Below are 25,439 nucleotides of genomic sequence, written 5' to 3' on the forward strand. Positions count from 1 at the left end.
TAGCTTCAAATTGAGATCCCCACGCACCCTTCCTTCACATGTTCAAAAGACTTCGCCTTGTCGCCCTTTGCCGATCGTTCGCGCTGCTGGCCCTGCTGCTCGCGGGTTCTATCCCGTTACACGCCGCCGAGTCGAAAGCGCCCCCTGTGAAAGTGGTCATCGCCGGCCTGGTGCACGGGCACGTGAATGGTTTCCTGAAACGCGCCTATCAGGGCTCCGTGGAGATTGTGGGCATCTACGAGCCCAACCGTGAGGTCGCGAACCGCTACCGCGAGCGTTACAAATTTGATGAATCCCTCTTCGGCACCGATCTGGCGAAGATGCTGGATGAGCGCAAGCCACAGGCCATCTGGGCCTTCTCCAACACGTATGACCATCTGGCGGTGGTCGAAGCCGCAGCACCGCGCAAGGTGCACGTGATTGTGGAAAAGCCGCTCGCGGTGGACAAGCCCGCTGCGGACCGCATGGCGGCGCTGGCCCGGGCGAACAAGATCCACCTGCTGACCAATCTGGAAACCACGTGGTACTCCAGCCTCGCGGAAGCGCACGGGATCTGCGTGCAGGACCAGCAGCTCGGCGTGATCACCAAGATCGTGGGCCACTTCGGCCATCCGGGGCCTGATCGCGTGGAGCCTGAATTCCTAGCGTGGCTCAAGGATCCGAAACTGAACGGCGGCGGGGCCTCGGCGGACTTCGGCTGCTACGGCGGCGTCATCATGACCTGGCTCCGGGGCAACGAGCGCCCGCAGTCGGTCACGGCGGTCTTCCAGACCAACCGGCCGGAGACGTGGACCAAGGTGGACGACAACGCCACGCTCATCCTGGAGTACCCCCAGGCCCAAGGGATCATTCAGGCCTCCTGGGACTGGAGCTTCCCGCGCAAGGACGTGGAAATCTACGGTCGCAAGGGCATCATCCGGACGATCAATCCCACGGACTACGACATCCGCATTGCTCCCGCCAAGCAGCCCGAGGAAAAAACCGCCGCGCCGTTGGCCGAACCCTATGGCACCTCGGTGGAGTACTTCGCCGCCGTGATCCGGGGTGAGATCGATCCCAGCGGCAGCCAGTCCTCCCTGGAGACCAATCTGATCGCGGTGGAGATTCAGGATGCAGCCCGCGAGTCGGCCAGGACGGGGAAGAAGGTCGAGTTAGCGAAGTGAGAGACAGAAGACTGGAAGACTTGAGGTCAGGAGTGGAGCGAGGCTGGAGGGGGCAATTCGTCGATTTCGTGCATTTCGTTCTTTTCGTACTTCGTACGGAGAATTTATCAGGGCTCAGGATGAGGGAGTTGTGACGGATCGGTTTTTGGAGGGTGTTTTGGTTCTTGGTTGAGGGGGTGAGAGCACCCGTGATGCTGGAAGACCTGGGGAGCCAGGCAACGCCCAGGGGTCAATTCGCCGAATTCGTACTTCGTACGGTGAATCACTCCGCCCCTGATGGGGCAAAAATGGCCGGCCAGGAGGAACGCCGGCCAGCCATGTTGATGTTTCCTCGAACCAACGCCATAGAGCTCCCTTACCTAACCTACCTCACCCTTACTACCTACCTGCTTACCTAGCTACCCTGCCTCTACCAAGGCAGGCCAGGAAGGAAGGCCTGAGCCTTCTGCATGGTGCAGAAGCCCCTCAGTCAAACGTCCCTTTGACACCTCAGCCCCCTGACTCCCTTCAAACCCACTCCCTCGCAACACCTGGCGGCGGAACCGCTTTGGGACTGCGGTGAGCATCACCGCTTTGGGGACGCCTTGTGAGGTTCGATCCTCCAACGCGGCTCCCAACGAAGCCCCTCCCCCTCCGGTCCCGACAGGCCTTCATCTGGCCGACACAGGACTCCCTAAAGCGGGATCAGGTGGAGGATGCGAAAGGGACAAAGAACACGCAGGCGGCCTGGGAAGCGGAGGGAACGCGCGACTGACGTCCCCGGCAAGATGCCGGGGACAGCACGCAAGATGCGTGCGCTCCCCACTGACTCTGAAGCGGCCGGACGAGGAAACTTGGAATGACGAGGCTGGAGGACGCCTCCACTCGTGCCTGTCAGGGAACCCTCTCTGGAGACAAAGCGTCTCCACAACGCTTTCAGCGTTGAGAGTTTCTCTGACTCTACCCAACGTTGACTCGCCCAGGGCTCGTCCACGTTGGGCTGTGTTACAGATCCCATTCTGGGATCAGAAGCCTCCTTCATGCTTCCTCTAACTCCGTCATCAAAGGCCAAACTCCAGAGATCCCCTTCTGGGATCAACTTCGGACTGAGGTGGGCTGGCCAGGCTGAGGTTCTGAGCGGCGTTGTGCAGACACCCGGCCTTGTGCAGACGCCCGGCGAAGCTCTTCCTCGAAGAGGATGTGGCTACAAGCCCAACGTTGACGAGCTTCCAGCGAGTCTACGTTGGGTAGGTGAGGGTGGGGAAACTACTCCGAAGGAGTTGTGGCGGTCTGGCTCCTTGCGTCGTGAGCGCTCGCATTTGCGTGAAAACGCACTCCATCGCTTCGCTCAGACGAATCCCGGCATCCTGCCGGGAACGTCAGAGTGGGAGCCAGGTGTGTGCCCCCCCTACCAAGCATCAGCGCTCGGCATCTCTGAACTGGAGCCTGCACTCCGTACCACTTCGCCTCCAATACCTCTCCCCAGCACCAGCACGAGCCCCGCCTCCCCCCCCTTCAGCAGGGCTCAAAAAGCCCATTTTTCATAACTCCCTCATCCTGAAGCCTCGCAAAATCTCCGTACGAAGTACGAAAAGAACGAAATGCACGAAATCGACGAATTGGGGGCTGGGATGCAGAGAGGAAGGCCTGATGAAATAGGGTGCGAAGGTGCGGCTGGCGTAGGCGGCGTCACAGCAGATCAGCCCTGCGCCTTCAGCGTCACGGCCAGACGCCCCAGGCTGGTGTCGAAGCGCTCCTGCAGGTGGTCATCCAGCCGGAAGCCGGTGTCCGTGTAGTGAAACTGGGTGTCCACGACGAACACCCCCTGGCGCAGATCGGTGGCCCCCAGCACGGAGAGCACGGGTTTCAGGGAATAATCAATGGCCAGAAGGTGGGCCTGGGTGCCCGCCGTGGCGATGGGGACGATGGTCTTGCCGCGCAGCGAGTTCTGGGGCAGGATGTCGAGCAGCGCCTTCAGGCCGCCCGTGAAGGAGCCTTTGTAGATGGGGGTGGCGATGATGATCGCCCTGGCGGCCTCCACCTTGGCCTTGAAAGCTGTGAAGGACTCACTCTCATAGCGGGCCTGAATGAGATCCTCCGCGGGGAAGTCGAGAATGCTCACCGTCTCGTTGGAGACATTCCAGGCTTCGAGAGCGTTGGCGGCGAATTCCAGCAGAAGGGAGGAGCGGGATTTCGGAGCCGGGCTACCAGAGATCAACAATACGTCGGACATGGGAAGTGTACGTTTGAGAGGGCAGATGGATGTCGGTTTTGAGACCAGCGAAATGTTGACACCGCACCCCTACCCTACCCTGCCGCGGTGGCAGTCGCAACGAGGTTCGTCCGCCCCCCTCTCTCTATTGCGGCCAGCGTGCCAGCCAGCACCGGGGGCCAGCCCTCCATCAGCGCAAGTCTCTCGATCTCAATCCCTTGCCCCGGCACGAGCCTCCGGAAGGTTCATTGCAACAACTTCATCCGAAAAGAACAGATGCCTAGGCCGACTCCTGCCGGTCTTCATGAGGCAGGCCCAGATGCTTGCGCGACTCCGTCCAGCGAATGGCATAGCGGACCACGTCGCCGCCGTCCTCGAGCTCCAGTTTGCTCCGGATGTTCCTACGGTGGACGTCCACCGTCTTGGGACTGATGCCCAGGACCTCGGCGGTCTTGAAGGTGCTGCGCCCCTCCCCCAGCAACCGAAATACCTCGAACTCGCGGTCACTGAGCATGTGCAGGCCGGTCTCCGACCGCGGAGGCGCGCCGGAAGAGTAGGCCATGAGCACCCGGTCAGACAGGCTGCGGCTGACGGCCACACCGCCTTGGGCCACCGTCTTCAACGCCTGCTCAAACACCTCGATGGAGCTGTTCTTCATGAGGTAGCCCCGGGCACCGGCCTTGAGCGCACGCTCGGCGTACAGTTCCTCATCGTGCATGGACACAACCAGCACCGCTGCCTCCGGGTGCGTGGCCTGAAGATCCCGGATCAGTTCAAACCCGCTGCGATCAGGCAGGGAGATGTCCACCAGCAGCATGTCCGCCGCCTGCTCCTGCATCCTCGCGACGGCCTGCGCCGCAGAATTAGCCACCCAAGCACACTCAAATCCCTCGATATTGCCCACCAACACCTTCAATCCCTCCTGCATCAGGATGTGATCTTCAACTATTCCAACACGACAAATGGGCATAAGCGATTTCAGTTTTTGCCCACCAGGGGCTTCATCAGCAAGCAGGATCAACTCCGCCGAAGCGGAAAAGTTGCAGAGTTTTTTCGCCTCGTTTTACCCCGGCCTTCCACGGTGACACCTGCAGATGCAAAGCCGTACCGCGGATGCAGTTATTGGAAGGAACTCGCTCGCTCTGTCGCCGTAGGAGGCCGCATCAAAATCGGCGTTCTGGCACGGTGATAACATCGCCAGGGATGATGATCACTCTCGTCTGATCGGGCTGGGAGGCGAGCCGCTCCAGATTCACCTCATAGACCTGGGTGCCACGCTTCACCAACACCTTGGACTGGCGGGCCAGACGGGTGCACCCACCGGCGAGCGCCACGGCCTCCTCAATCGGCAACTGGGCGGGCACCCCCTTGGGGAAAGTGTATCGGCCGGGCTGCGCAATCTGGCCGAGCACCGCGTAGGCCTGGCCCGCGTACTCCATGACCAGCACCTGGGCGCGGGCGTTGACCAACATCTGATTGGACCGTGCCGTCTCGCTGATCCGCTCCGCCAGTCGGGAGGGCGAGCTCCCTGCGGCCTTGACTTCCGCTTTGCCGTCGGCCGCCAGGATGGGCACACTGATCAGGCCATTCCAGTCCACCCGAACCTGCTGAGTGAGCGTGGGCTCCCCGGCAAAGCTGATGGTCAGCAAATCCCCCGGCCGGATGGTGTAGTGCTCCCCGGCAGGCGGGGGAGCTGGCGGCGGCGGCAGGCTGCCGGAGGTGGTTTTACGCTCCGCATCGGTGGCGCATGCTGAAAGCACAAGGGCCAAAACCGACACCAGCAAACCACAAGGCAGCTTCATGAAGCCATGTGATAACCGGGCAGCCTCCGCTATGTCAATGCCAAAGCGCAAATCCTCTTGACCAAATTAGTTGCATAACGATTAAATGGGAGCCGTGCCCAATATGGACGCAGTATTGCCAGTCTGGGGGAGGTTAGCCATAGCGCTTTTCGGCGGGACCGCGTTCGCGATGGAGGGAGAGCTGGTTTTGCCGATGGTTCCCGGAACGGCGGCCGGGTATGAAGCAGGAGAAACGCCGCCACTCAGATCCCCCACGTTGCTGGATGCTGCCTTGTTTGCCCCATCGGGCAATACCACCGGTATCAGCCGCCCCGTGACCCAAGTCTCGCGTAGAGACACGGACTTGGGCCTCACCGTCCAGCGACGCCGCTGGCACAGTCTCTCCCCTCTCGCAGCGGGCCAGCCTCCCACATGGGGATTCTCCAGGCCAGTGCCGCTCCAGGTGAGCCTGGGCCTGCAGGGGGAGGTGTTCTACACAGACAACATTGCCTCTGAACCAAATGACCGCGCGCAAGGCGGAACGGTGCTGGAGCTCTCCCCCATCATCAGGCTGGATGTGGGCGATGTCCCGCTGGAGGGCGGCCCAGTATCCCAGCGCACGGAGTACTACGGCACGCTGCTCTATGTGCCCACATTGCACCATCTGGTGGATGAAGATGAGACCCAGCACCTGCAGCATGTCTTCAGTCAGGTAGGCCGGTTCACGGAGCTCTCGCACCTGTCCCTGCGGGTGGACTATGACGAGCGGATTGTTTCCTCGTCCGATGACACGTCTCCTGAGGACACCTACACGGTCTTCGAGGTGGCTCCTGCCTTTGACTATCATCTCACTCCCAAGACGCGGCTGCGCACCCGCCTGGCCTGGCGAGACATCACCGTGGCAGACGGCATTTCCAATCGCACCACCTGGACGGGTGAAGCCGGACTGGAATGGGCGGCCACACCCAAGACAACGCTTGGGCTCGGCACGGAACTGGGGCGGCTCGACTTCGAGCAGGAGGAGGCGGGCCGGCAGGAGTATGCACAACTGCTCGTCGTCTGGCGCTGGCGGCCGACAGCCAAACTCAACCTCTACTCCCGTACCGGTGTGGAGCGCCGGGAGTTCGACAAGACACCGCCCAAGAGCACGCAATACAGCCCGGTGGCAGCGGCCGCGGTGCAATGGCTCGCCACGGAGCAGACCCGGGTGAGCGCGAGATTTCGCGTGGGGAATGAGCCTTCCATTGTCGAGAACGGTGCTCTGTTCCAAGACATCCGCTTTGGCACGGAGGTGCAGCATGATCTTAGCACGCACTGGTATGTGGCGGGTGAGTTCCAGCTCATCGGCAGAGACTATGACACGGGCCGTAGAGAAACGGAGCCTGCGACAAGGCTGACGTTGGGCTTCCGGGAGAATCCGGACCCCGGTGCCAATCATCTGCATGTGGAGCTCTATCTGCACTGGAGACAACGGCAGCGCCACGATGAGCCGGAGACGGCCGACCGCACCCAGGTGGGCTTGCAGGTGACCAGATATTTTTGATCTGAAGCAGGATCCTCCGCCATGTCCACCCATGAGATGAAACAGACCACGATCGCTCTGGCCGATGATGCCCTGGCGGGTGAGCGACGGGGATGCTGTCGCGGCCCGGCGGGATGGCGCGATCTCATCGGCCATCATCTGCGGCATGGGCTGCGCCGCGGCACCAAGCGTCTCGTGGACATCGTGGCGGGTGTGATCCTGGTGCTGCTGCTCTCCCCTATCATGATCTGCGCCGCCCTGGCGATCCTCATCATGGATGGACGACCGATCGTCTTTGCAGGCTCCCGCGTGGGCAAGGACGGACGCCTCTTCAAGATGATGAAGTTCCGCACCATGCGCCGGGATGCAGAAGCCATCGCCAGAAAGATCCAGGAGCACAAGATCAACGAGACGGCGTGCAACTTCGAAATCCCCGAGGATGAGTCCGTGCTGAAACTGCGCCACGCCCTGCAGCAGCACTCGCCTTCAGACAAGTACCACCGCGATCCGCGCATCCTCCCGTTTGGCCAGTTCATGCGCCGCTTCTCCATCGATGAGCTTCCCCAGTTCTTCCACATCATCAGCGGAGAGATGAGCCTGGTAGGTCCCCGCCCGCTGGCCGCGTGGGAGGTGGCAGACTTCACTCCGCGAGATCTGCTGCGCCACAAGGTGAAGCCGGGACTGACCGGCCCCTGGCAGATCAGTGATCGCAAGAGTCTCACCCATGACCAGGCCATCAGCCTGGACCTGCAATACATCGCGCAGCAGAACCTCCTGCTGGATCTGAAGATCCTCATGCAAACAGTGCCCGCGGCTTTCAAGAATCGCGGCGGCAACTGACCAAGTCATCCACATCGAGCCTGCCTCTCCATGACCTGCGATGCCATCATCTCCCGCCAGCCAAACCAATGGGTGGAGGACCGGCCCTTTCTTTTGTGGGATCTGGGCACGCACCATGTGCTGGACCATTGGATGGATGTGCTCTTTCGCAGCAATGCCACCCTGCGCCTCTGGCTGGAGGCACCGGATGAGCGGGTCTATGCCTATGTGTGCGAGACCTTCCCCATCAACCGCCGGGTGCAGGTGGCCACCGGGCCTCCCACCTCGCGCCCTGAAGCCTGCACGTTTCTTGATTCAACGGGAAATGTGGTGATTCGACGCGGTGCCCAACTCACGCACTATCTGCCCAAGCAACCTGCCTCACAAACCTGGTTCGCCATGGCGCAGCGCTGGCTGGATGGCCTGCAAAAAAGCGGCAGCAAGGTGCCGGAGCTGGAACATCAAATCAGCCCGGGAGTGTATGTGGGCCACCACTGCTCCATCTCCAAGGACACCGTCTTCCATGCACCCTGCTGGGTGGGCAGCGGCACCACCATCCACGGTGCCACCGTGGGGCCACGGGCGGTCGTGGGAGAGAATTGCGTGATCAGCCGCGGTGCCTCGGTGTCCGATACTTATCTGATCACCGGAACTTATGTAAGTCCGCAGACCAAAATGTCTGGACTTGCAGCCGGTCCTGCTGGCATCATAACACACGCCACCGCTTCCTGCCTTTTTCCATCGAGGTCTGTCGAGACACGTTGATCGGTCCATCGACGCATGAACGCGAATCACCACAACCGGATCATGCTGCTGGCCCCGGACAACGAACGGGGTCACGAGGTGCGGGAAGTCCTGCAGAATGCCCGCGGTCACGACCAGACCGTGCTGGCCAACCGCTCTGATGATGCCTTCCGCAAGATGGGTGAAAAGGCCTGCGAAGTGGCTGTGGTGGCGGGCGATGAGGGTTTGTCGTTTGTGGAGTCCGTCACCGGGCTGGGCCTCAATGTCCCGGTCATCCTCATTGCACCGGATGAAGATGGCTCCCTGGTGGACAGAGCCCGTCTGGCTGGTGCCAGTGATGCCCTGCTCCACAGCCAGCTCACGCCGAAGGCACTGGATGACGCGATCCGCCACGCGCTGCTCTGGCGCACGGAAGAGTCGCCCGATGCCCGACGGGAACGCGAGAACAAACAGGCCAGGCTCTTTGGCATGGAGAACAGCGACTCCCTCGCGCGGTTTGTCTCCGGCATCGCTCATGAAATCCGCAATCCCCTGAGCCTTATTCTGCTCGCAGCCGACTATGTGGCGCGTCCACGTCCGCTTACGGACGAGTCGCGCGCCAAGATTGTCTCTTTCCTGCGCGAGGGAGCGGGCCGCATCGATAACATCATGTCCGGCATGCTGGGGGCCTACGCAGCCCAGCAGATGGTGAAGAGTGCGCATGATGCGGTGGAGGTGATCGAAGAAGCGCTGTCCCACGTGGCCCCGCGGCTGGAAAGCCTGACGGGCATTCATGTCTGCAAGGAATATGGCAAAGCCCTGCCCAAGGTCCTGGTGGACCGCAGCCGCCTCGTGGAGTCCCTCGCGCACCGCCTGGGCAATGCCATCGATGCCATGCCCGACGGAGGACGCCTGAACATCCGGGCGTACGCCTACACCTTCACCTCCAATGAACGGGCCAACTGGCATCGGGAGGCCTGGTTCGAAGCGGGGGACACCACGGTGATCATCGAGATCTCCGACACCGGTGCGATGCCCGCCGACAAGTCCCGGCACATCTACGAGCAGTTCTTCACCACCAAGCCGTCCGAGCCCGCCTGGCTCATCTCTTTGGACAACCAGTGCAGCGCCATGATCCTGCTGGAGGGCATCAGCCCCGAGCGCCAGATCACGGACGACGGATGACCTTTCCCTGAATGCCTTTCCCTTTCCACGTGGCACCGCGCCTCCCGGCACCACGGCCCAGCCAGCTCAACCCGACATGAGTGACTCCATGAACCCGTCCACTCCTGCTGAGCCCCCCAACCAACGCAAGAGGCGCATCCTGCTCGTGGATGACGACCCTTTTCTCACCAGTCTCCTCAGAATGAACCTCGAGGATATAGGAAACTACGAAGTGCGGGAGGAGAACGAGTCCCTCCGCGCCCTCGATTCCATCCAGGACTTCCTGCCGGACCTCATCCTGCTGGATGTCATGATGCCCGAACTGGACGGGGCTGACATCTTCTACCGGCTGAAGAATGACCAGCATCTGAAACACATGGTGGTGGTCTTTCACACGGCCACGGTGCGCAGCTCTGAGCTGAGCGCCCAGGGAGGTCTGATCAACGGCTACCCCTTCCTGCCCAAGCCCTCCTCCGTGACCAAGGTGGTGGAGTGCATCGAGACCCACCTGGCCAATGCCATGCCGGCCGCCGCCAACTGATGCGCCCCCATCACATCTCCCCGCCTGAAACCATCCACATTGCGCCGGAATGAAACTCCAGCCCGCCACCGCCAGGATCGCCTGGGTGACCCGGCGCGAAATCATGGACGGGGAGGTATTGCCCTCGAACCACGCGTGGGGGACGGACCACCTCTTTGCCCAGGGTGCCCGGCGCGTGCCCACACACCGGGTGGCTACGCTGGATCGTCTGGGGGAGCACCTGCGCCTGGGGCCCAACATCACTGAGCAGATCTGGCTCTTTCTCCACCCGGAGCAGTACGACTGCATCATCGCCAAGGACACAGATCTGGTGTGCATCCTCTGCGGGCTGCTCTCCCTGACAGGCAGAAGGAAGCCGATCCATGCCTTCCTCCACTTCCCACTGCGGCGGTCTCTCAAGGATGCGTGGCTGGAGTCTGGATGCAGCACTCTGCTGGCTCTGAGTGACAAGATCCAGCAGCTCTCCCTGGTGGAGCATCCCGGTGCGGCCGCACAGCTGGCCACCGTGCCCTGGGGGGTGGACGTGCCCTTCTACGACCGCTTGCGAATGGAGGCGGGAGGCCCGGCCCAGCCGGAGAATGGACGGTTGAAAATCCTGCTCAACGGCATCACCGGACGGAGCTTCAGCGCCTTCGTGGAGGCCCTCGCGGGTGATATGGACGTGGAAGTCCGCGTGCTGACGGACTCAGCAGAGTTCATGGCGGAGATCCAGGAGATCCCAAACTTCAGCTCCATCCGCCGCTCGCAGGGGCAGCCCGTTCCCTACCGGGAGCTGGTGGACCATCTGGTGGCGTGTGATGTGGTGGCCCTGCCGCTGAACCAGCCGCCTGCCACGGATGCGGAGTTGATTGCAGGGAGGGCCACGCTCTGGGGGATCACCGCCCTGCTGGAGGCCGCCGCGGTAGGCCGGCCCGTGCTGATGACCCGCAATCCGCTTATCGACCTGGACCTGGAGGCGGAGCAGTGCGGCCGGTTCGTGGAAACGGCCGACGCCACCGGCTGGCGGGAGTCGGTGCAATGGTGTCTCGCCAACCGGGCCGCCCTGCCTGTGATGGGGGCGAGGGCCCGTCGGCATGTGCTGGCGCACCGCTCCATGGAGGAATTTCAAAGCCGGCTGCAGCAGATCATTGAGTCCCATCTCGACGGAAGCTGAAGCACGCAACCCATCCCGGACCATGGAAACTACCGTCTGGATCAACGCCCGCTTCCTCCCCCGCCCCGTGACGGGAGTGGAGCGGGTGGCACGTGAGCTGATCACCGCTTTGTGCGACCGGCTGGATGATGAAGGGGCATGGTCCGGTCCTCAAGGCCTGCGGCTGAACTTCCGCCTCGTCTCTCCCGCAGATGTCCCGGCTGAATCCCCCTGGCCCAAGCTTCCGCTGGACCAAGTGGGACGCGGCGGTGGCCATCTCTGGGAGCAGACCAGCCTGCTGGCGGCCACCCGGGCCGGATGGCTGCTCTCCCTCTGCAATACTGGCCCGATGTTGAAACGGCGTCAGGTGCTGTTCATGCACGACGCCCAGACCTTTGCCATCCCCGGGAACTTCACCTGGAAGTTCCGGCTCTGGTACCAACTGCTCTTCACCGTGGCGGGGCGCATCTCCAGCGCCATTCTCACGAACTCCAGCTACTCACGTGAGGAGCTGGTGAAACGCGTGGGGCTGGACCCCGCCGCCATCACCGCCACCTGGCTGGGCGTCGAACATGTGCTGAGGGAGGCGCCGGATGAAGGCGTCTTTGACCGGCACGCGCTTCCCGCAGAGGGCGGCTACCTGCTGGCCGTCTCCAGCAACAATCCCAACAAGAACTTCGCTGCGGTCCTGAAGGCCCTCCAGCTCCTGGGGCAGGATGCGCCGCCCTGTGTGATCGCGGGGCATCATGACCCCAGAGTGTTTGGTGAACTGCCGGCGGACGACTCCCGCATCGTGCAGGTGGGCCATGTGACGGATGCGGAGCTGCATGCCCTGTACGCCCGTGCCACCGCGCTGTTGTTTCCTTCCTACTACGAGGGCTTCGGCCTCCCGCCGGTGGAGGCCATGGCGCTGGGCTGCCCCGCCATCGTCTCCAGCACCAGTGTCATGCCGGAGATCTGCGGGGATGCCGCCCTGTACTGTGATCCCGCCGTCCCGGACACTCTGGCGGCCGCCATCCGCAGGTTGCACCTTGAACCCGGACTGAGGCAGCGGCTCATCGCCCGCGGCCGGGAGCGGGTGCAGCTCTTCTCCTGGGCCAACGGTGCGGAAGCCGCCCTGCAAACGCTGGCCCGCGAGGTGCTGACCCGGCAGCGGCAGGCGGGGGTGGTCGAGACCCCCACACGCCCCAGCAAGCCGCCCGCCCGCACCAGTCTCCAGCCGACCGCAGACAACATCATCCTGGCGCATGATTACCTCCTCCAGATGGGTGGTGCGGAGCGGCTCTTTGCCTCCCTGCACCGCGCCTGGCCCCAGGCACCCATTTTTGTCAGTGCCACGGACTACGAGCACCTCCTGCCGGGCTTCGAAGACGCCAGCATTCACAACACGTGGATGCAGAACGTCCCCGGGCTGAACCGGCACCACAAGTCCTTGTTTCCTCTATACCCCATGGCCTTCCGCTCGTTCGGCCGGCTGGACGGAGCCGCAGCGGTTGTGAGCAGCAGCGGATTCTCCAAGTGGCTGCGGTTCACCCCGCGCACCCGGGTCTTTTGCTACTGCCACACCCCGCCCCGCTTCTTCTGGCAGACGGACCACTACCTGAAAAATGAACTGGGCAGCCGGTTGCTCAAGATCCTGGCCCGCCTGTTCATCCTGTGGCTCCGGCCCGCCGATCACGCCTGCGCCCAGCGGGTGCATCACTTCATTGCCAACTCCGAGACCGTGCGACGCCGCATCAAGGACTTCTACGGACGGGAGTCTGTCGTCATCCACCCCCCGGTGGAGGTGGAGCGGTTCCGCCCCACCGCAGATCACGATGGTTATTACCTCATTCTGTCCCGGCTCGTGTCCTACAAGGGCGTGGACCGGGCCATCGCCGCCTTCCTGGAAAGCGGGCGGCATCTGGTGATCGCGGGCAGCGGGCCTGACCGGGGTCGCCTGGAGCGGCTTGCCCATGGTGCGGTGAACATTGAGTTTCACGGCAGGGTGGATGAGGCCCGGGCGGTGCGGCTGATCGAAAGATGCCGGGCCTTTGTGCTGCCGGGCACAGAGGACTTCGGCATCACGCCGCTGGAGGCCCAGGCGGCTGGAAAACCGGTGCTGGCCTATGCTGATGGCGGGGCTCTCGAGACCGTGGTGGAAGGCCAGACGGGCTGTCTGTTCACAGATCCCAGCCCGGCGGAGATCAATCGGGTTGCCGCCCTCCTGGAGGCCACGGACTGGGACCCCGCGGTGATCCGGCATCACGCCGAGCAGTTTGCTGAACCGCGGTTCATCCATGCCATGCAGCAGTATGTGGACGAGCAGTTGCATGAACCTGTGCCGGTGCTCGATGAGCGGCATTTCCCAGCGATCCGGTCATGAAGGATACCCCGCTGCCCTGCTTCAGCCTCATCATCCCCACCCTGCACCGGGATGAGGAAGTGGCGCGGCTCTTCCAGTCCATTCATCAAAATACCCTGCAGGATCTGGAGGTGATCCTCATCGATCAGAACGAGGACAACCGGCTTGATGATACTTGCAGCACCTACGCGAAGCTCTTCCCACTGCAGAGGGTGCGGATCCGGCCCGTGGGGGTTTCCCACGCCCGCAATCACGGGCGGCAGTTTGCCCGGGGCAGGCTGCTCAACTTCCCAGACGACGATTGCGAACTGACACCCGGCCTGCTGCAACAGGCTGCGGACCGCTTTGCCGCCGATCCCGGCCTGGATCTGTTGTTTGCTCGATCCGTGGATCCCCGGTCGCTCAAAAGCTCCGTGACGCGATTTTGCACGCAGGCCCAGGCCGTGACACCGCGGAATGTGTACAGCACCACGGTGGAGTTCACGATGTTCCTGAAGCGGGAGATCTTTGACCAGGTGGGCCCGCTGGATGAGCGGCTTGGCGTAGGCACCTCCTATGGTGCCGAGGAGGGCGCAGACTTCGTGCTGCGTGCGCTCTATCTGGGAAAGAAGCTCCACTACGACCCAGAGTTGGTCTTTCATCATGCGCAAAAGACGGAGGGGTACGACGCCTCCGCGCTGGCGCGTGCCTACAGTTACGGCCGGGGCTTTGGGCGGCTCTCGCTCAAGCATCTGGTGCATCATCACCAGCCCGGTGCGGCGGTGCGGTTCGTCCACTTCCAGTGCCGGGCTGCCGCGGGCATGCTGCTGCATGCCGTGCGGCGCGACCTGCCCCGGAGCCGTTTTTACCTCGAATCCATCCTCGGCAGATCCGCGGGACTCTGGAACGCCTGGCAGGACTTCCGCCACCAGGGGGCGGAGGCCTGGGCATTGGAGGGAAAGGCTGCATCCCCATGAAAATCACGCTGAACGGCTACTACGGCTTCTCCAACTACGGGGACGACCTCTTCAACCTGACCAGCGTGCTGGGGGCGGCCCGCTGGTGGCCGGGCCACGATGTGGACATCCTGGGACCTCCGGTTCATGGAATTGACGCCCGCTTTCGCGTGCCGACATGGTTTCCCAATGATCTGTACACCGCGCCAGGCTTGGCCGGGAAGCTGAGCCGGCTGGCCTTTCTGGCAGGTGCCCTGACCACCCGGGATCTGCTGGTGTATGCGGGCGGCTCCACGCTCTCTCACAGCAGCCTGCTGAAGAAGCTCCAGCGCGTGGCCGCCGAGCACAGGTGGACCAAGTCCGCCGCTGTGGGTGTGTCGGTGGGCCCCTTCTCCGACGCCGCAGACGAGGCGGAGGCCGCGCGGTTCCTCAGGCAATTCTCTTTCGTCGCGGTGCGAGACCGGCAGTCCCTCGCCGTGCTGGAGCGCATGCGGGTGCCGTACCAGCCTGTCCTGGCCCGGGATCTGGTGGGGGCGCTACCCCTGCTCCTGCCTGGCAGCTTCTGGGTGGAGCCCGCCCCCGCGGCCCCACCCACACTGGGTGTGTCCTTCCGGTTCTATGAAAGTCATTCTGGAGGCGATGTGGAGCGGGAGCGGCGGCGCCATGCGGCCCTCATGGAAGGGATCTGCCGCCATGCGAAAAGGAGGGGCACGAGGGTGCGTATCTTCTGCCTGAACACGCACCCCCGGTGGGGTGACATGCCGCTTTGCTGCGAGCTCCAGGACCGCCTGGCGGCAGAAGGAATGCTCGCTGAGATCATCACCAGTGAGGATCACCTGCTGGGCTGCTGGCACAGCCTCGCTGCCTGTGACGCCGTGCTCTGCGTCCGCATGCATGCCGGGATCACCGCCTATCTCAACAATGTGCCCTTTGCCCTCGTGGAGTATCACGAGAAATGCACCGACTTCCTCGACGACATCGGACAGCCGTCCAGCCTCCGGATCACGGCCAACGCTGCGGATCCAGACGAAGTGTCGGCATTGATCGAGCGGCTCTTGCGCAGAGACGGGCACCCCACTCTTTCACCGGAGACCTATGCGCTGGAGGCGGCGGCGAACTTCACGGCGGCACCGTGGGCGACCCCGGCGGCACGGATGCCGGAGGCGTCGTCCGTCCTCGCACGCTGAACCACACCGCCATTTGCAACTCCTTCCTCGCGATCATCCACGCCACCAGCAGGAAAGCCCATGCGGCAAAGGTGCGCCCCGTGGTGAGGTAAAAGATGCGCACCTGGTCCGTGAGCCCCATGAAGAGGAAGGGATAGAGGAACAACCCGGCGAGCGATCCGCGCCGGAACGCCCGATAGAGGAGCATGACCACCCCGCCAAAGACCGCCCAGAACACCAGCCCCGCCGGGACGCCCAGGTCGGTGAACACCACAAAGATGCCGGTGGGGTTGTTGAACTCCGGATTCCCATCCTCCGCCACCAGGATAGCGGCCAGCTCCGCTGGATCATCCGACCCACCGAGGAGATTCCTCAAGGGCCTGCCCAGCAGCGGAAAACGCCAGAGCCACTCCAGGGTGGCATACGGGAAATAAAGCTCCCCCATCCCGTGCCAGAGCAGGGCACCGTTGTTGAGCGCGGTCACATAGTAACCGGACAACCGCACCAGGCTGAAGCGCAGCAGGGAAGTCTCCCCTTGCTCCGCATAGTAGCCCCATGACCGGAAGTACTCACTGGCGGTGAACAGCGCATACAGCACCACGATGCCCAGAACCGGCACCAACTGGAGCAACTTCCTGCGGGCTGCCGAACTCCGCGCCACCACGCCCAGACGGAGCCAGAGCAGAAAGCCCGGCAGAAGCATCTCGATCAAAGCGAGGCGCTCTGCCAGAAAGACTGCCCGCACGAAGGTGAGCCCCAGCAGCAGGAGCATCGGCCAGCGCACCCGTCGCCATCCCAGATGATGGGCCAGGAAGACACCCACCAGCCAGGTGCCGATGCCTGTTTGGGTGAAGCTGGTGACCCCAGTGATCGCGGCGTCCTTGCGCAGACGGATCAACTCAAAGATGCTCCCCTGCTCCAGGCGCAGCACTCCCACGAGGATGCCGGGCCCGGTCTCACGCAGGATGAGGGCAAACCAGAGGAGATACGCCGCCGAGGTCACGGCCACGCCGATGTGGAACCAAAACAACAGCAACTGCCAGCCAGGGGCGACCTCGCCGGAGGTGCTGATGCGAAGACGCGGCCGGAGCATGGCCCGGTCCACGGCGACCGCAACCATCGCCCCCAGGGCAAAGGCAGCCGCCACCGCCAGGCACAACTGGAGATCTTCCACCGTGAAGAACTTGGGCATGCGCCAGTAGGACTGGTAGTCGGTTTCAGGAATCACCCAAGCCGCCCAGGCCACGACCAGGAGCGGGAGCACCAGCACCCCGCAGGGATTCCACCACCACAGACTGCCTGTTGTGCCCGGTGTTTTCATGAGGCGACCGGTGCCTCCGGTAGCTGGGACTTCTGAAAGGGATTTAACCCCTGCCGCCAGAGCAGGATGAAGGCGGTGAGAGCAATGAATCCCTCCGCCGCCAGCACCGCCCAGGCGGCCCCCTCCGCCTGAAGCGTCGGCACCAGGAGGAACACGAGGCCTACGTTCAAAGCTGCCCCCACCATGACGATCCGGTTGTAAGTGCGGTCGAGGCCCAGCGGGAACATCCATCGAATGCCCATGACACTGTTCACCGCCGCGAGCGGGCAGACCAGACCGAGCACCCGCAGCACGGGTACCGCCGCATCATACCCAGGGCCCAAAAGCCACCACACCCACCAGTCGGCCCCCAGGGTGAGGACCAGTCCCAAGCCGGTGCCAACCACGGCCACCAGCAAAGTCCCCTGGCGCACCGTGGTGCGGGCAGCAGGCAGATCGTGTTTCACCAGCCATGCCAGTCGCGGATACAGCACCTGATTGACCGGTCCCGTGAGGCTCAGGATGCCACGCATCATCCGCTCCGGACCTCCGTAGAAACTCACCGCCGCGGGCGCGGCCAGGAGTCCTAGGAAAAAACTGTTCGCCCGGGTGTAAACATTCACCAGCGCCGCAAAGAGGAAGAAACGCCAGGCCTCCCGCAAAGACCGCCACGCTCCAGAGAGAGTGCCCAACCCGGCCCCGGTCTGCCGGTACATGATCGCTAGCGTGATCAAGAGGGAGCACGACAGGCCAGCGGCCTGATACACCAGCACCATGGGCGCATCCGCAGGCGACCTGACCCAGATGAACACCGCCACCACATAGAGCACCCGGCACGCCACCTCCAGCACCGCGGGCAGGCGCATGCGCTCCATGCCCTGAAAGTACCACAGAGGACTCAGCCCCTGGGCCAGCCCCAGCCAGCAGGTGCCCACCATCAGGATGTGACCGCCTGCACGAAACTCCGGCACGCTCCACCAGAGCACGAGAGCGAAAAGAATGGCCAGAAGGCAGAGCCCCATGCGGCCTGCCATGACCTCGGTCACGATCTGCCGCACCTTCTCTGGATCATCCGCATGACGGGCCACCTCACGCGTGGCGGAGTAGGTGAACCCATACTCCACCAGCAGCCCCAGCCAGATGGCGGCGGTCTGCGCAAAGAGCACCCTGCCCCAAGGCCCCGGCCCAAGCACCCGGGCCACGTACGGGATGAGTACCAGCGGCAGCAGCGCATTGGCAAACATGACGCCATAGAGCGCCAGGGCATTTTGCACCAGGCGCTCACGGCAGAGGCGGGCGATTCGATGAAACATCGCAGCAGGCGGGTTCTGGATGTTCACTTGTAGCTGCCGTAGCTCCCGTACCCCAGGGAGTTCCTGGACACCTGGTTGAGCACAAAACCTGCCGGGGGATGGCCCGCTGCCTGGGTGAGCATCTGCTGCGCTCTCGCGACGGCCCGGCCGGGCGTGGCCCCGGCCCGCACCACCAGGCAGGTGTGCTGCGTATGCGCCACGAGCCGCAGGGAGTCGCTCACCGGCAGCACCGGGGCGGAGTCCATCACCACCCGGTCATAGGAAATAGACGCCTCCTTGAGCAGCTTCTCCAACGCGGGAGAAGCCAGGAGTTCTGACGGCCCTGTGATGCTGGCCCCGGCGGTGAGAACGAAGAGGTGCTCCAGCTTCGTCGGGCGCACCGCCCCCGTGAGCGTGGCCCGGCCCTGCAAGACCTCGGCGACACCAGGAAGACCGTCTTTCCCAAAGAGCTGCGGCCCGACTCCGGGAACCCGCAGGTCGAAATCAATGAGCAGCGTGCGGTGCCCCTCCAGCGCCAGAGACGCGGCAAAGTTGATCGCGCAGAAGGTCTTCCCCTCACCGGGCAGGGCGCTGGTGAAGATGTAGGAACGTCCATCTCCGTTGGAGCCGTGCAGGGTCAAGACCGCCCGCAGGGAGCGCAGGGCCTCAGACGCCGGAGCGGCCGGCTGGTCCAGGAGAAAGATCCGATGCGGCCCCTCCCGCATACGGGACTTGGGCACTGCGGCGATGGCGGGGATGCCCAGGTGCCGCTCCGCCTCCTCCACGCTCGTGAGCGGGGCGTTGAACCACGCCGGGACCAGCGTGGTCAGCGTGCCTCCTGCCAGGCCGAGCAGCAAGGCCACCGCCAGGGCAGCGCTCTTTCGCGGACTGACGGGGCGATCCGGCACGGTGGCGGGCTCCACCACCCGCACGGCCCCCTGCTCCACACCCTGGACGATTTGCGTTTCCTTGAACTGCTTGAGCACCGCATCATAGAGCGTGCGATCCGATTCCACCTCCCGGACCAGAGTGTTGTACTGGATGGAGATGTGGCTCAGCTCCAGTGCCTGCTTTTCCTGGGATTTGAGAGCGGACTCCAGCTTCTGCTCCGTCTCCTGCGCGGCATTGAGCGAGGTCTTGAGATGCTCCGCCGCCCCTTGCGCCGCCTTGGTGAGGGACAAGGTCAACTTGGCCAGTTCGCTCTGCGCCTGGAGGTACGAAGGGTGCCGGGCATCATAGCGCTCCGCGAGACTGGCCAGCGCTGCCTCCTTCTCGGCCACGCTCTGTTTCAGAGCGACGACATCCGGGAGACTGCCGATGCCCGCCATCGCCAGCAACTGGCCCGGACGATCCTGAGACTGGGCCACTGCGGCCACGTCTGCCTCCAGCTTGATGCGTGCGTTCCGGGCTTCACTGAGGCTTTTGTTGAGATCCTTCAGAGACTCCACCACGATGTTCTGTGTCTGCTCCAGCGACACTGCGCGTTTCTCCTCCCGATAGGCCTGCAGCTTTTGTTCCGAGTCCTCCAGCTTCCGTTTCAGGCGTTCCAGTTCACTCGTCATGTAACCATGTGCCGGGCGGGAGGCCTCTACCTTCTGCTCAAAGTTCAAACGGATGTACTCGGCCACGACCGCCTGGCTGAGCTGGGCCGCCAGCGTGGGGTCTTGGGTTCTGACGGTGATATCGATCAACCGCGTGCCACGACGCAAGCCCACCTTCACGCGATCATTCATGAGCCGGATCAAACTGGCATCCGAAGGGCCCTCCGCCTTGCCACGCGGGAGCACAGCCATGAGGCGGGACATCACTCCGGGACGTTCGTTGCGCAGGCGCGGATCATTCAGCAGATCCATGTTGCGGGCCACCCGCAGCAGCAGCTCCGTGCTGCCCAGATTCTGCTCAATCGTCCGCAGGACATCTACGGTGCGGAAGTCCTCCCGCTCCACGTCCTTGCCTCCCACCAGGGTTGGCCCCTGCTGTTCCACCTGAACGACCGTCCGGGCTTCGTAAACCGGCGGTGTCAGAGTCAGCCACCACACACCCAGCCCCAGGGCCAAGACCACCACGGCCGCCAGCCACATCCATCTCCGTCGAAAAGTGCCGGTAATGGCCGCCCAATCCCAGGCCCATGATGGATCTCCCGGGAGATCGCCTCGCGCAGAAGAGGTGCTGGAAATCATGCAAAGGAGCCTCCAAATGCGCTGCCCGTCGTCCGGCTGGAACGACAAACATCGCGATTGGAAGAGGGGCTCCTTCCAATTGTTTTGATTTGATAAAAGATACCAAAAAAAGGAGACACCTCAAAGCGCAAACATCTCCCGTGAAAGGCGGCGTCAAGAATAAGCCACCCGGCGACGGCGGGAAAGAAGAGCCCCCGCCCCCAGCATCACCAGCAGGACTCGCGAAGGCTCTGGCACGGCCACCACGGAGATGGTGCCGTTGCTCAGGAAATCATCGATGGACCATGTATAGCCGTCGGCGAGGCTGCTCATGGCAGCGCTGAAGTCGAAGTTGAAGGCGCCCGTGCGGGTCGGGTTCGTGCCCAGACTGGCCCAGTCAATCAATTGCCAAACGCCTGAAGTCCAGCCGCTACCGCCACTGACATCCGCCACCACAATGGTGCCGCCCAGCACAATCTCACTGGCCGAGGTGTTGATGATCAAACGGTCCGACTCCGTTCCAGCAAGCCCGTCCTCATTGCCAAAGAGGTCAAACTGGAGCGAACCAGCAAGAGTGATGGCCACATTGCCGCCCTGCCCCAGTTGGAAATCCTGGGCTCCGCCCCCGGCCACGCCGTGGGTGGTGCCAATCCGCAACTGAGTACCGGAGTTGATGGTGATGCTTCCCGCGCTACCGCCGGAGATGCTGCCCGTGCCGCCCAGAGTAGCCCCACTGCCTGCCAGTGTGCTCACGCTACCGCTGCCCGTGGCGGAACCTGTGGCGTTGTTCGCCAGGAAGACTCCGCTGCTGATCAGGGTGTTTCCCGTATAAGTATTGCTGCCCGTGATGACCACGGTGCCCGGGCCCGTCTTGTTAAGGCCGCCGTCCCCGGTCACCGCATTGGCAACGGTCAAGGTGTGGGCCGCCTGCTCCACCTCCAGAGTGGCCCCATTGGTGCCAAACTTCACTCCGCGGTTGGCGTCATCGATGGTGACGTTCGCATAGGCTGCCAGGGTGCCGCCATTGATGGTGAGATGGTCGTCGTCAAACGCCGTCGGCCCGTTGCCGAGGTTGCGCTCATCATTGATACGCACCTTGCCCGCATTGATGGTGGTGGTGCCAGTGATGTAGGCTCCGTTGGCGTCGAACGCGGCATTTTCCGTGAACCCGGAAAAAGTCACCGTGCCGGTGCCGTTTTTCACCAGGTTCACCACCCGGTTTTCACGTCGGGAAACGTAGGTCAGGCTAGTGTTGCCCGTACCGTCGAAGATGAGGTTCAGCGTGCCGCCTGCGTTGGTGAGGATGGCTCCCCCGAAGGTCAACTGGCCGTCGTTGGCGATGGTGAAATTCCCTGCCGAAGTGGGGCGGAACTGGGCATTGATCACCTGCGTGCCGCCGCGCACTTCCAGGCGGGTGCCGGAGGCATAGATCACTCCAGCGGTGCCCGTGTTGACCGTGTAGTTCTTCTCCCCGGTGAAGATCATGTTCCGCACATACTTGTTCTCATTGATGGCGGTCACCGTGGTGACGCCCGCGCTGCCGAAGATGACGTCATTGGTCGCGTCGGGCACTGTACCTGCCTGCCAGTTCGCGGCATCCGCCCAGGAGCCGCCGTTGGTGCCCAGCCAGATGTGGGCGTTGGCGGAGGCCACAATGGAGATGGTGCCGTCCACGAGGAAATTACTTGTGTCCCACGTGTAGCCCGTGGCCAGACTCCCCAGGGCAGCGGTGAAGTCAAAGGTGAAGGCCCCGTCCAGCGTGGTCGTGGCGAAATCCACACCGCTCCAGTCGATGAGTTTCCACGTGCCTTCCGTCCACAGGGAGCCGCCGCTCATGTCTGCCACCACCACGTTGCCTCCCAGCGCCAGGGTGCTGGCGGTGGTCGCCAGGTGCAGTACATCCGCCTCTGCCGCGGTGAGGCCCGCCTGGTTGCCAAAGAGGTCAAACTGCAACGTGCCGCCCAGGGAGAGGCTCACATTCGCACTGCTGCCCAGCGTGAGGGATCCCGCCGCACCAGCGACGCCGTGCGTGGCCCCCACCCGCAGGATGGCGGTGGATCCGATGCTGATGCTCTTGCCTGCGGAGGCGGTGATGCTGCCGTTGCCTGCTAGAACCGCCGTGCCCGTCACGGAAACACCGCCCGCGCCCGTGGCGGAGCCGGTGGTGTTCCCCACCAGCAAGGTGCCGGCGCTCACCACCGTGTTGCCCGCGTACTGGTTGTCACTGGTCAGGCTCAGGATGCCCGTGCCCGTCTTCTGCAGACCACCCGTACCGACGATGCGGTTGGCAATCGTCAGGTTGAAGGAGCCCTCCACATCGAAGCCCCCGCCGGTCTCACCCAGAGTGATGCCCCGGTTCTCATCGTCGATGGCGAAGCTGGCATACGCGCCGAGCACGCCGCCGTTCAGCGTCAGGTGGCCGGCATTGTACGCCGTAGGGTTGCCGCCCAGCGCCCGTTCCTGATTGATCCGGATTTTGCCCTCGTTGATGGTGGTGGTGCCGGTGAAGGTTACAGCCGTATTGGACGAAACATCCAGGCTATTCGCCCCATTGATGGTGAGGGTGCCAGAGCCGTTCTTTACCACCGCCAGGTCATAGGTGGCATGGCGGCGCTCCAGTTGGGTCACATAGGTATTACCTGAACCGCTGAAGTAGATGGTCTTGTTGGTGGGCGCGCCTCCCCAGTCATTGGCGGTGATGTGGCTGTTAAAGTTCATCGCCGTACCGTTGTTGATGATGTACACGTCAGAGCTGCTCACACCCACGCGCACCCCTGTGTTGAAGATCTGCGTCCCGCCGCGGGACTCAATGGTGCCGCCGTTCACAGCGTCGCCCGCCAGGTAGAGCACGCCCCCCCCGCTGGTGTTGGTAATCGTGTAGTCGGCCGTGCCCGTGAAGAGGACGTTCCGCACCGTTCGGTCACCAGCGTGTGTCGTGGTGGTGGGTGCGGCCCCTGCGAAGATGACGTCGTTCGATGCGCCGGGGATGGAGCCCGCCGTCCAGTTGCCCGCGTCCGCCCAGGAGGCACTGTTGGTGCCTGTCCAGATGTGCACCTCGCTTCCCGTCTGCTCACGTACGGAGAGCACACCCGTGGTGGTGAGCTGGCTCGTGTCCCAGGTATAGCCCAGGGCCAGGCGGCCGGTGGAGAGGTTATAGGTAAATGCACCCGTCTTCGTCGCCGCACTGGCACCGCTCCAGTCAAAGAGCTGCCAGGATCCCGTGGTCCAGGCCCCGGTGCCGGTCGTGCGCCAGTTGGCCGCGCCGGTGCTGTCCGCCACCGTCACCACGCCGCCCAGCGTCAGGGTGGAGGCGGTCGTAGAAACCACCAGCTTGTCTGCCGAGCCCAGGGTCACGCCATCCGAACCGCTGAAGAGATCAAACTGGAGCGTACCGCCAAGGGTGATGGCCACATTCGTATTCCCCCCCAGGGAGAACTGGGAGGCCGCTCCGTTGTATCCGTTTGCATCCTGTGCACCCGCCAAGATGCCGTGGGTGTTCCCCACCATGAGCTGGGTGCCGCTGGCGATGGTGACGAAGCCGCCTGCCGCGCCGGAGACACCGCCCGTACCGCCCAGCCTGCCTGTGCCGCTGGTGATGACGCTGCTGGTGCCAGTGCCCGTGAGGCTGGAGACGAGCAGCGTGCCTGCCTTGATCTGCGTCTCGCCCCGGTGCGTGTTGACTCCTGAAATCTCCCACGTGCCCGAGCCGGTCTTGCTAAGCGTGAGCAAGGGGGCACCGGTGACATTCCCGCTGAGCTTGCCATTGCCCGCTCCCGTGAGCTCCAGCGTGGAGGCTGTGCTCGCACTGGCGGTGGAGACATCCCCGCTGATCTCCAGCAGCTTGCCCACCACGGTGTTTTCAATGACGCCGCCACCCACGGCGGTGGTGCCGCTCAACCCGTTGTTGATCCGGATGGTGCGGTTCGTATAGCCGCCATTCGCGCCCGTGAAGATGAATTTCCCGATGTTGTTGCCCGTGGTCGCCCCCCCGTTGGACTGCCCCAGGCCAATCTGGCTGCCTCTGCCGATCGCAGAGTTCTCGCCGATGACGTCAATGTCATTCGTACTGAAGGCCCCCACCGAGATGCTGATGTTCCCGGCGAAGCTGTTGTTCGCATTCGAGAGGAAGACCGTGCCTGCATCGGTGCGGTTCAGGCCGCCCGTGCCCGTCACCAACGCATCCACAACGAAATTACCACCTCCACGGAAAGTGAGCCCGTTCGTGACCAGGCTGCCGTCTGCCGAGAGCGTGATCGTTCCGCCGTTGTTGAACCAGCTGTTGCCATTGCTGACGAAGGCACGGTTCGTACTGGTGGCTGCGCCCACATACATGAGGAAGGTGCCATTCCCCAGCGTGATGGCCCCGTCGCTGCCCAACGAGCTGGCCTGCCCGTAGTTGGCGAGGCTGTTGATGAAGAGGGTGCCTCTGGCAAGGTCTGTCCCGCCCGTGTAGGTGTTCGCCCCGCTCAGGTACCACGCCCCCTCAGTGGGACCGTTGGTGAAAATCCTTACCGCCAGGCCCTGCCCGGGCCCCGTCGGCGAGGGGGCAGCTCCCCCGTCGGATATTACTCCGCTGATCCAGTTGGCCGTATTCTGGTTGCTGTTGCGTGAGCCCGTGGTGCCCTCAAGGTTCAAGGTAAACTTCTGCAAGGACGCTGATTCCCCAGCACTGATGTTTCCCGTGATGATCAATCGTGGAGTTGGAGGAGGGGGTTGCCCTTGGGGTGCAGTGTAGAGTCCCGCGACAACGGCGTTTCTGAAGGTGTATCCGCCGGTGAGAGCCCCTGGAACGGCGTCAAGCACCAAGGCTGAGTCAAACCTGACATCTGTCGTGATCATGGGTTGTCCGGGATCAGGGGGGACGATGGCAATCTCTCCCCCTGCGCTCAAATGGAGCTTTTCCCCCACGAAGGTGAAACCACCCGCTTGAAATGACATACTGTTGATCTTCCGATCAGCATCAATGGTGATCGCGGTCGGCTCCGAAGGGAATAGGAACAATGCTGCACCAGTCTCCACGGACCCGTCGGTACTTCCCGCCACCCCAGCCAACCAGTTGGCAGCATCACTCCAGTTCCTGGCACCTCCGCTCGTTTCCAGCCAGATGCCGTCCGCGGCGCAGCCTTGCCTCGCGCCAAGAAACAGGACCGAACTGCAAAACAATCCGTACAACAGGGAGAAGTAGCGTTTGACCATGGCAGAGGGGA

Annotated in this window: 17 protein-coding genes; 10 read left to right on the top strand and 7 right to left on the bottom strand. The window is 63.2% G+C overall.

Features of this window, described 5'->3' with window-relative positions; all coding sequences use genetic code 11:
- Nucleotides 1–38 precede the first annotated feature (38 nt).
- The gene (locus BV034_RS32295; RefSeq protein WP_050031056.1) at nucleotides 39–1,163 is read left to right on the top strand and encodes a Gfo/Idh/MocA family oxidoreductase; all 1,125 of its coding nucleotides are present in this window, start codon (nucleotides 39–41) and stop codon (nucleotides 1,161–1,163) included.
- Nucleotides 1,164–2,841: 1,678 nt separating this feature from the next.
- Here the strand turns inward: BV034_RS32295 and ssuE are convergent.
- The 3 genes from ssuE to BV034_RS32315 all read right to left on the bottom strand — a co-directional run bounded on the left by ssuE (nucleotide 2,842) and on the right by BV034_RS32315 (nucleotide 5,156).
- Nucleotides 2,842–3,375 carry an NADPH-dependent FMN reductase gene (gene ssuE, locus BV034_RS32305; RefSeq protein ID WP_050031058.1) on the bottom strand — a complete coding sequence of 178 codons (534 nt, stop codon included), beginning with the start codon at nucleotides 3,373–3,375 and terminating at the stop codon, nucleotides 2,842–2,844.
- Nucleotides 3,376–3,634: 259 nt separating this feature from the next.
- Nucleotides 3,635–4,324: a response regulator transcription factor gene (locus tag BV034_RS32310; RefSeq protein ID WP_063768968.1), complete on the bottom strand. Its 690-nt coding sequence runs from the start codon at nucleotides 4,322–4,324 to the stop codon at nucleotides 3,635–3,637.
- A gap of 193 nt (nucleotides 4,325–4,517) precedes the next feature.
- The gene (locus BV034_RS32315; protein ID WP_050031060.1) at nucleotides 4,518–5,156 is read right to left on the bottom strand and encodes a polysaccharide biosynthesis/export family protein; all 639 of its coding nucleotides are present in this window, start codon (nucleotides 5,154–5,156) and stop codon (nucleotides 4,518–4,520) included.
- Between the two features lie 193 nt (nucleotides 5,157–5,349).
- On the opposite strand from BV034_RS32315, the gene BV034_RS32320 reads away from it, so the two are divergent.
- The 9 genes from BV034_RS32320 (at nucleotide 5,350) to BV034_RS32360 (ending at nucleotide 15,502) form a co-directional block, all read left to right on the top strand.
- A complete protein-coding gene (locus BV034_RS32320) occupies nucleotides 5,350–6,678 on the top strand; it encodes a hypothetical protein (RefSeq protein ID WP_265593720.1) in 1,329 nt (442 codons plus the stop codon).
- Between the two features lie 21 nt (nucleotides 6,679–6,699).
- Nucleotides 6,700–7,497 carry a sugar transferase gene (locus tag BV034_RS32325; RefSeq protein ID WP_050031062.1) on the top strand — a complete coding sequence of 266 codons (798 nt, stop codon included), beginning with the start codon at nucleotides 6,700–6,702 and terminating at the stop codon, nucleotides 7,495–7,497.
- 30 nt (nucleotides 7,498–7,527) lie between these two features.
- Nucleotides 7,528–8,241 (top strand): hypothetical protein, encoded by a 714-nt coding sequence (locus BV034_RS32330; protein ID WP_050031063.1) that lies wholly within the window; start codon nucleotides 7,528–7,530, stop codon nucleotides 8,239–8,241.
- A gap of 15 nt (nucleotides 8,242–8,256) precedes the next feature.
- Nucleotides 8,257–9,384, top strand: a complete 1,128-nt coding sequence (locus tag BV034_RS32335) for a HAMP domain-containing sensor histidine kinase (RefSeq protein ID WP_050031064.1) — start codon at nucleotides 8,257–8,259, stop codon at nucleotides 9,382–9,384.
- 88 nt (nucleotides 9,385–9,472) lie between these two features.
- A complete protein-coding gene (locus BV034_RS32340) occupies nucleotides 9,473–9,904 on the top strand; it encodes a response regulator (protein ID WP_063768969.1) in 432 nt (143 codons plus the stop codon).
- A gap of 49 nt (nucleotides 9,905–9,953) precedes the next feature.
- Nucleotides 9,954–11,057 (top strand): hypothetical protein, encoded by a 1,104-nt coding sequence (locus BV034_RS36665; protein ID WP_050031066.1) that lies wholly within the window; start codon nucleotides 9,954–9,956, stop codon nucleotides 11,055–11,057.
- A gap of 22 nt (nucleotides 11,058–11,079) precedes the next feature.
- On the top strand, nucleotides 11,080–13,401 hold the full coding sequence (locus tag BV034_RS35445) for a glycosyltransferase (protein ID WP_265593721.1): 2,322 nt from the start codon (nucleotides 11,080–11,082) through the stop codon (nucleotides 13,399–13,401).
- Nucleotides 13,398–14,336, top strand: a complete 939-nt coding sequence (locus BV034_RS32355) for a glycosyltransferase family A protein (RefSeq protein WP_050031068.1) — start codon at nucleotides 13,398–13,400, stop codon at nucleotides 14,334–14,336. The genes BV034_RS35445 and BV034_RS32355 overlap by 4 nt, the downstream gene beginning before the upstream one ends.
- Nucleotides 14,333–15,502 carry a polysaccharide pyruvyl transferase family protein gene (locus BV034_RS32360; RefSeq protein ID WP_050031069.1) on the top strand — a complete coding sequence of 390 codons (1,170 nt, stop codon included), beginning with the start codon at nucleotides 14,333–14,335 and terminating at the stop codon, nucleotides 15,500–15,502. The genes BV034_RS32355 and BV034_RS32360 overlap by 4 nt, the downstream gene beginning before the upstream one ends.
- Here BV034_RS32360 and BV034_RS32365 read toward each other — a convergent pair.
- The 4 genes from BV034_RS32365 to BV034_RS32380 form a co-directional block, all read right to left on the bottom strand.
- Nucleotides 15,435–16,802 carry an O-antigen polymerase gene (locus tag BV034_RS32365; protein WP_050031070.1) on the bottom strand — a complete coding sequence of 456 codons (1,368 nt, stop codon included), beginning with the start codon at nucleotides 16,800–16,802 and terminating at the stop codon, nucleotides 15,435–15,437. The genes BV034_RS32360 and BV034_RS32365 overlap by 68 nt on opposite strands.
- On the bottom strand, nucleotides 16,799–18,121 hold the full coding sequence (locus BV034_RS32370; RefSeq protein WP_050031071.1) for a flippase: 1,323 nt from the start codon (nucleotides 18,119–18,121) through the stop codon (nucleotides 16,799–16,801). Before BV034_RS32370 ends, BV034_RS32365 begins: the two co-directional genes overlap by 4 nt.
- A complete protein-coding gene (locus BV034_RS32375; RefSeq protein ID WP_081888303.1) occupies nucleotides 18,118–20,253 on the bottom strand; it encodes a polysaccharide biosynthesis tyrosine autokinase in 2,136 nt (711 codons plus the stop codon). Before BV034_RS32375 ends, BV034_RS32370 begins: the two co-directional genes overlap by 4 nt.
- Before the next feature lie 153 nt (nucleotides 20,254–20,406).
- Nucleotides 20,407–25,428 carry an autotransporter-associated beta strand repeat-containing protein gene (locus BV034_RS32380; protein WP_050031073.1) on the bottom strand — a complete coding sequence of 1,674 codons (5,022 nt, stop codon included), beginning with the start codon at nucleotides 25,426–25,428 and terminating at the stop codon, nucleotides 20,407–20,409.
- Nucleotides 25,429–25,439 lie beyond the last annotated feature (11 nt).

The organism is Verrucomicrobium sp. BvORR034 (assembly GCF_000739635.1).
Lineage (GTDB): Bacteria > Verrucomicrobiota > Verrucomicrobiia > Verrucomicrobiales > Verrucomicrobiaceae > Verrucomicrobium.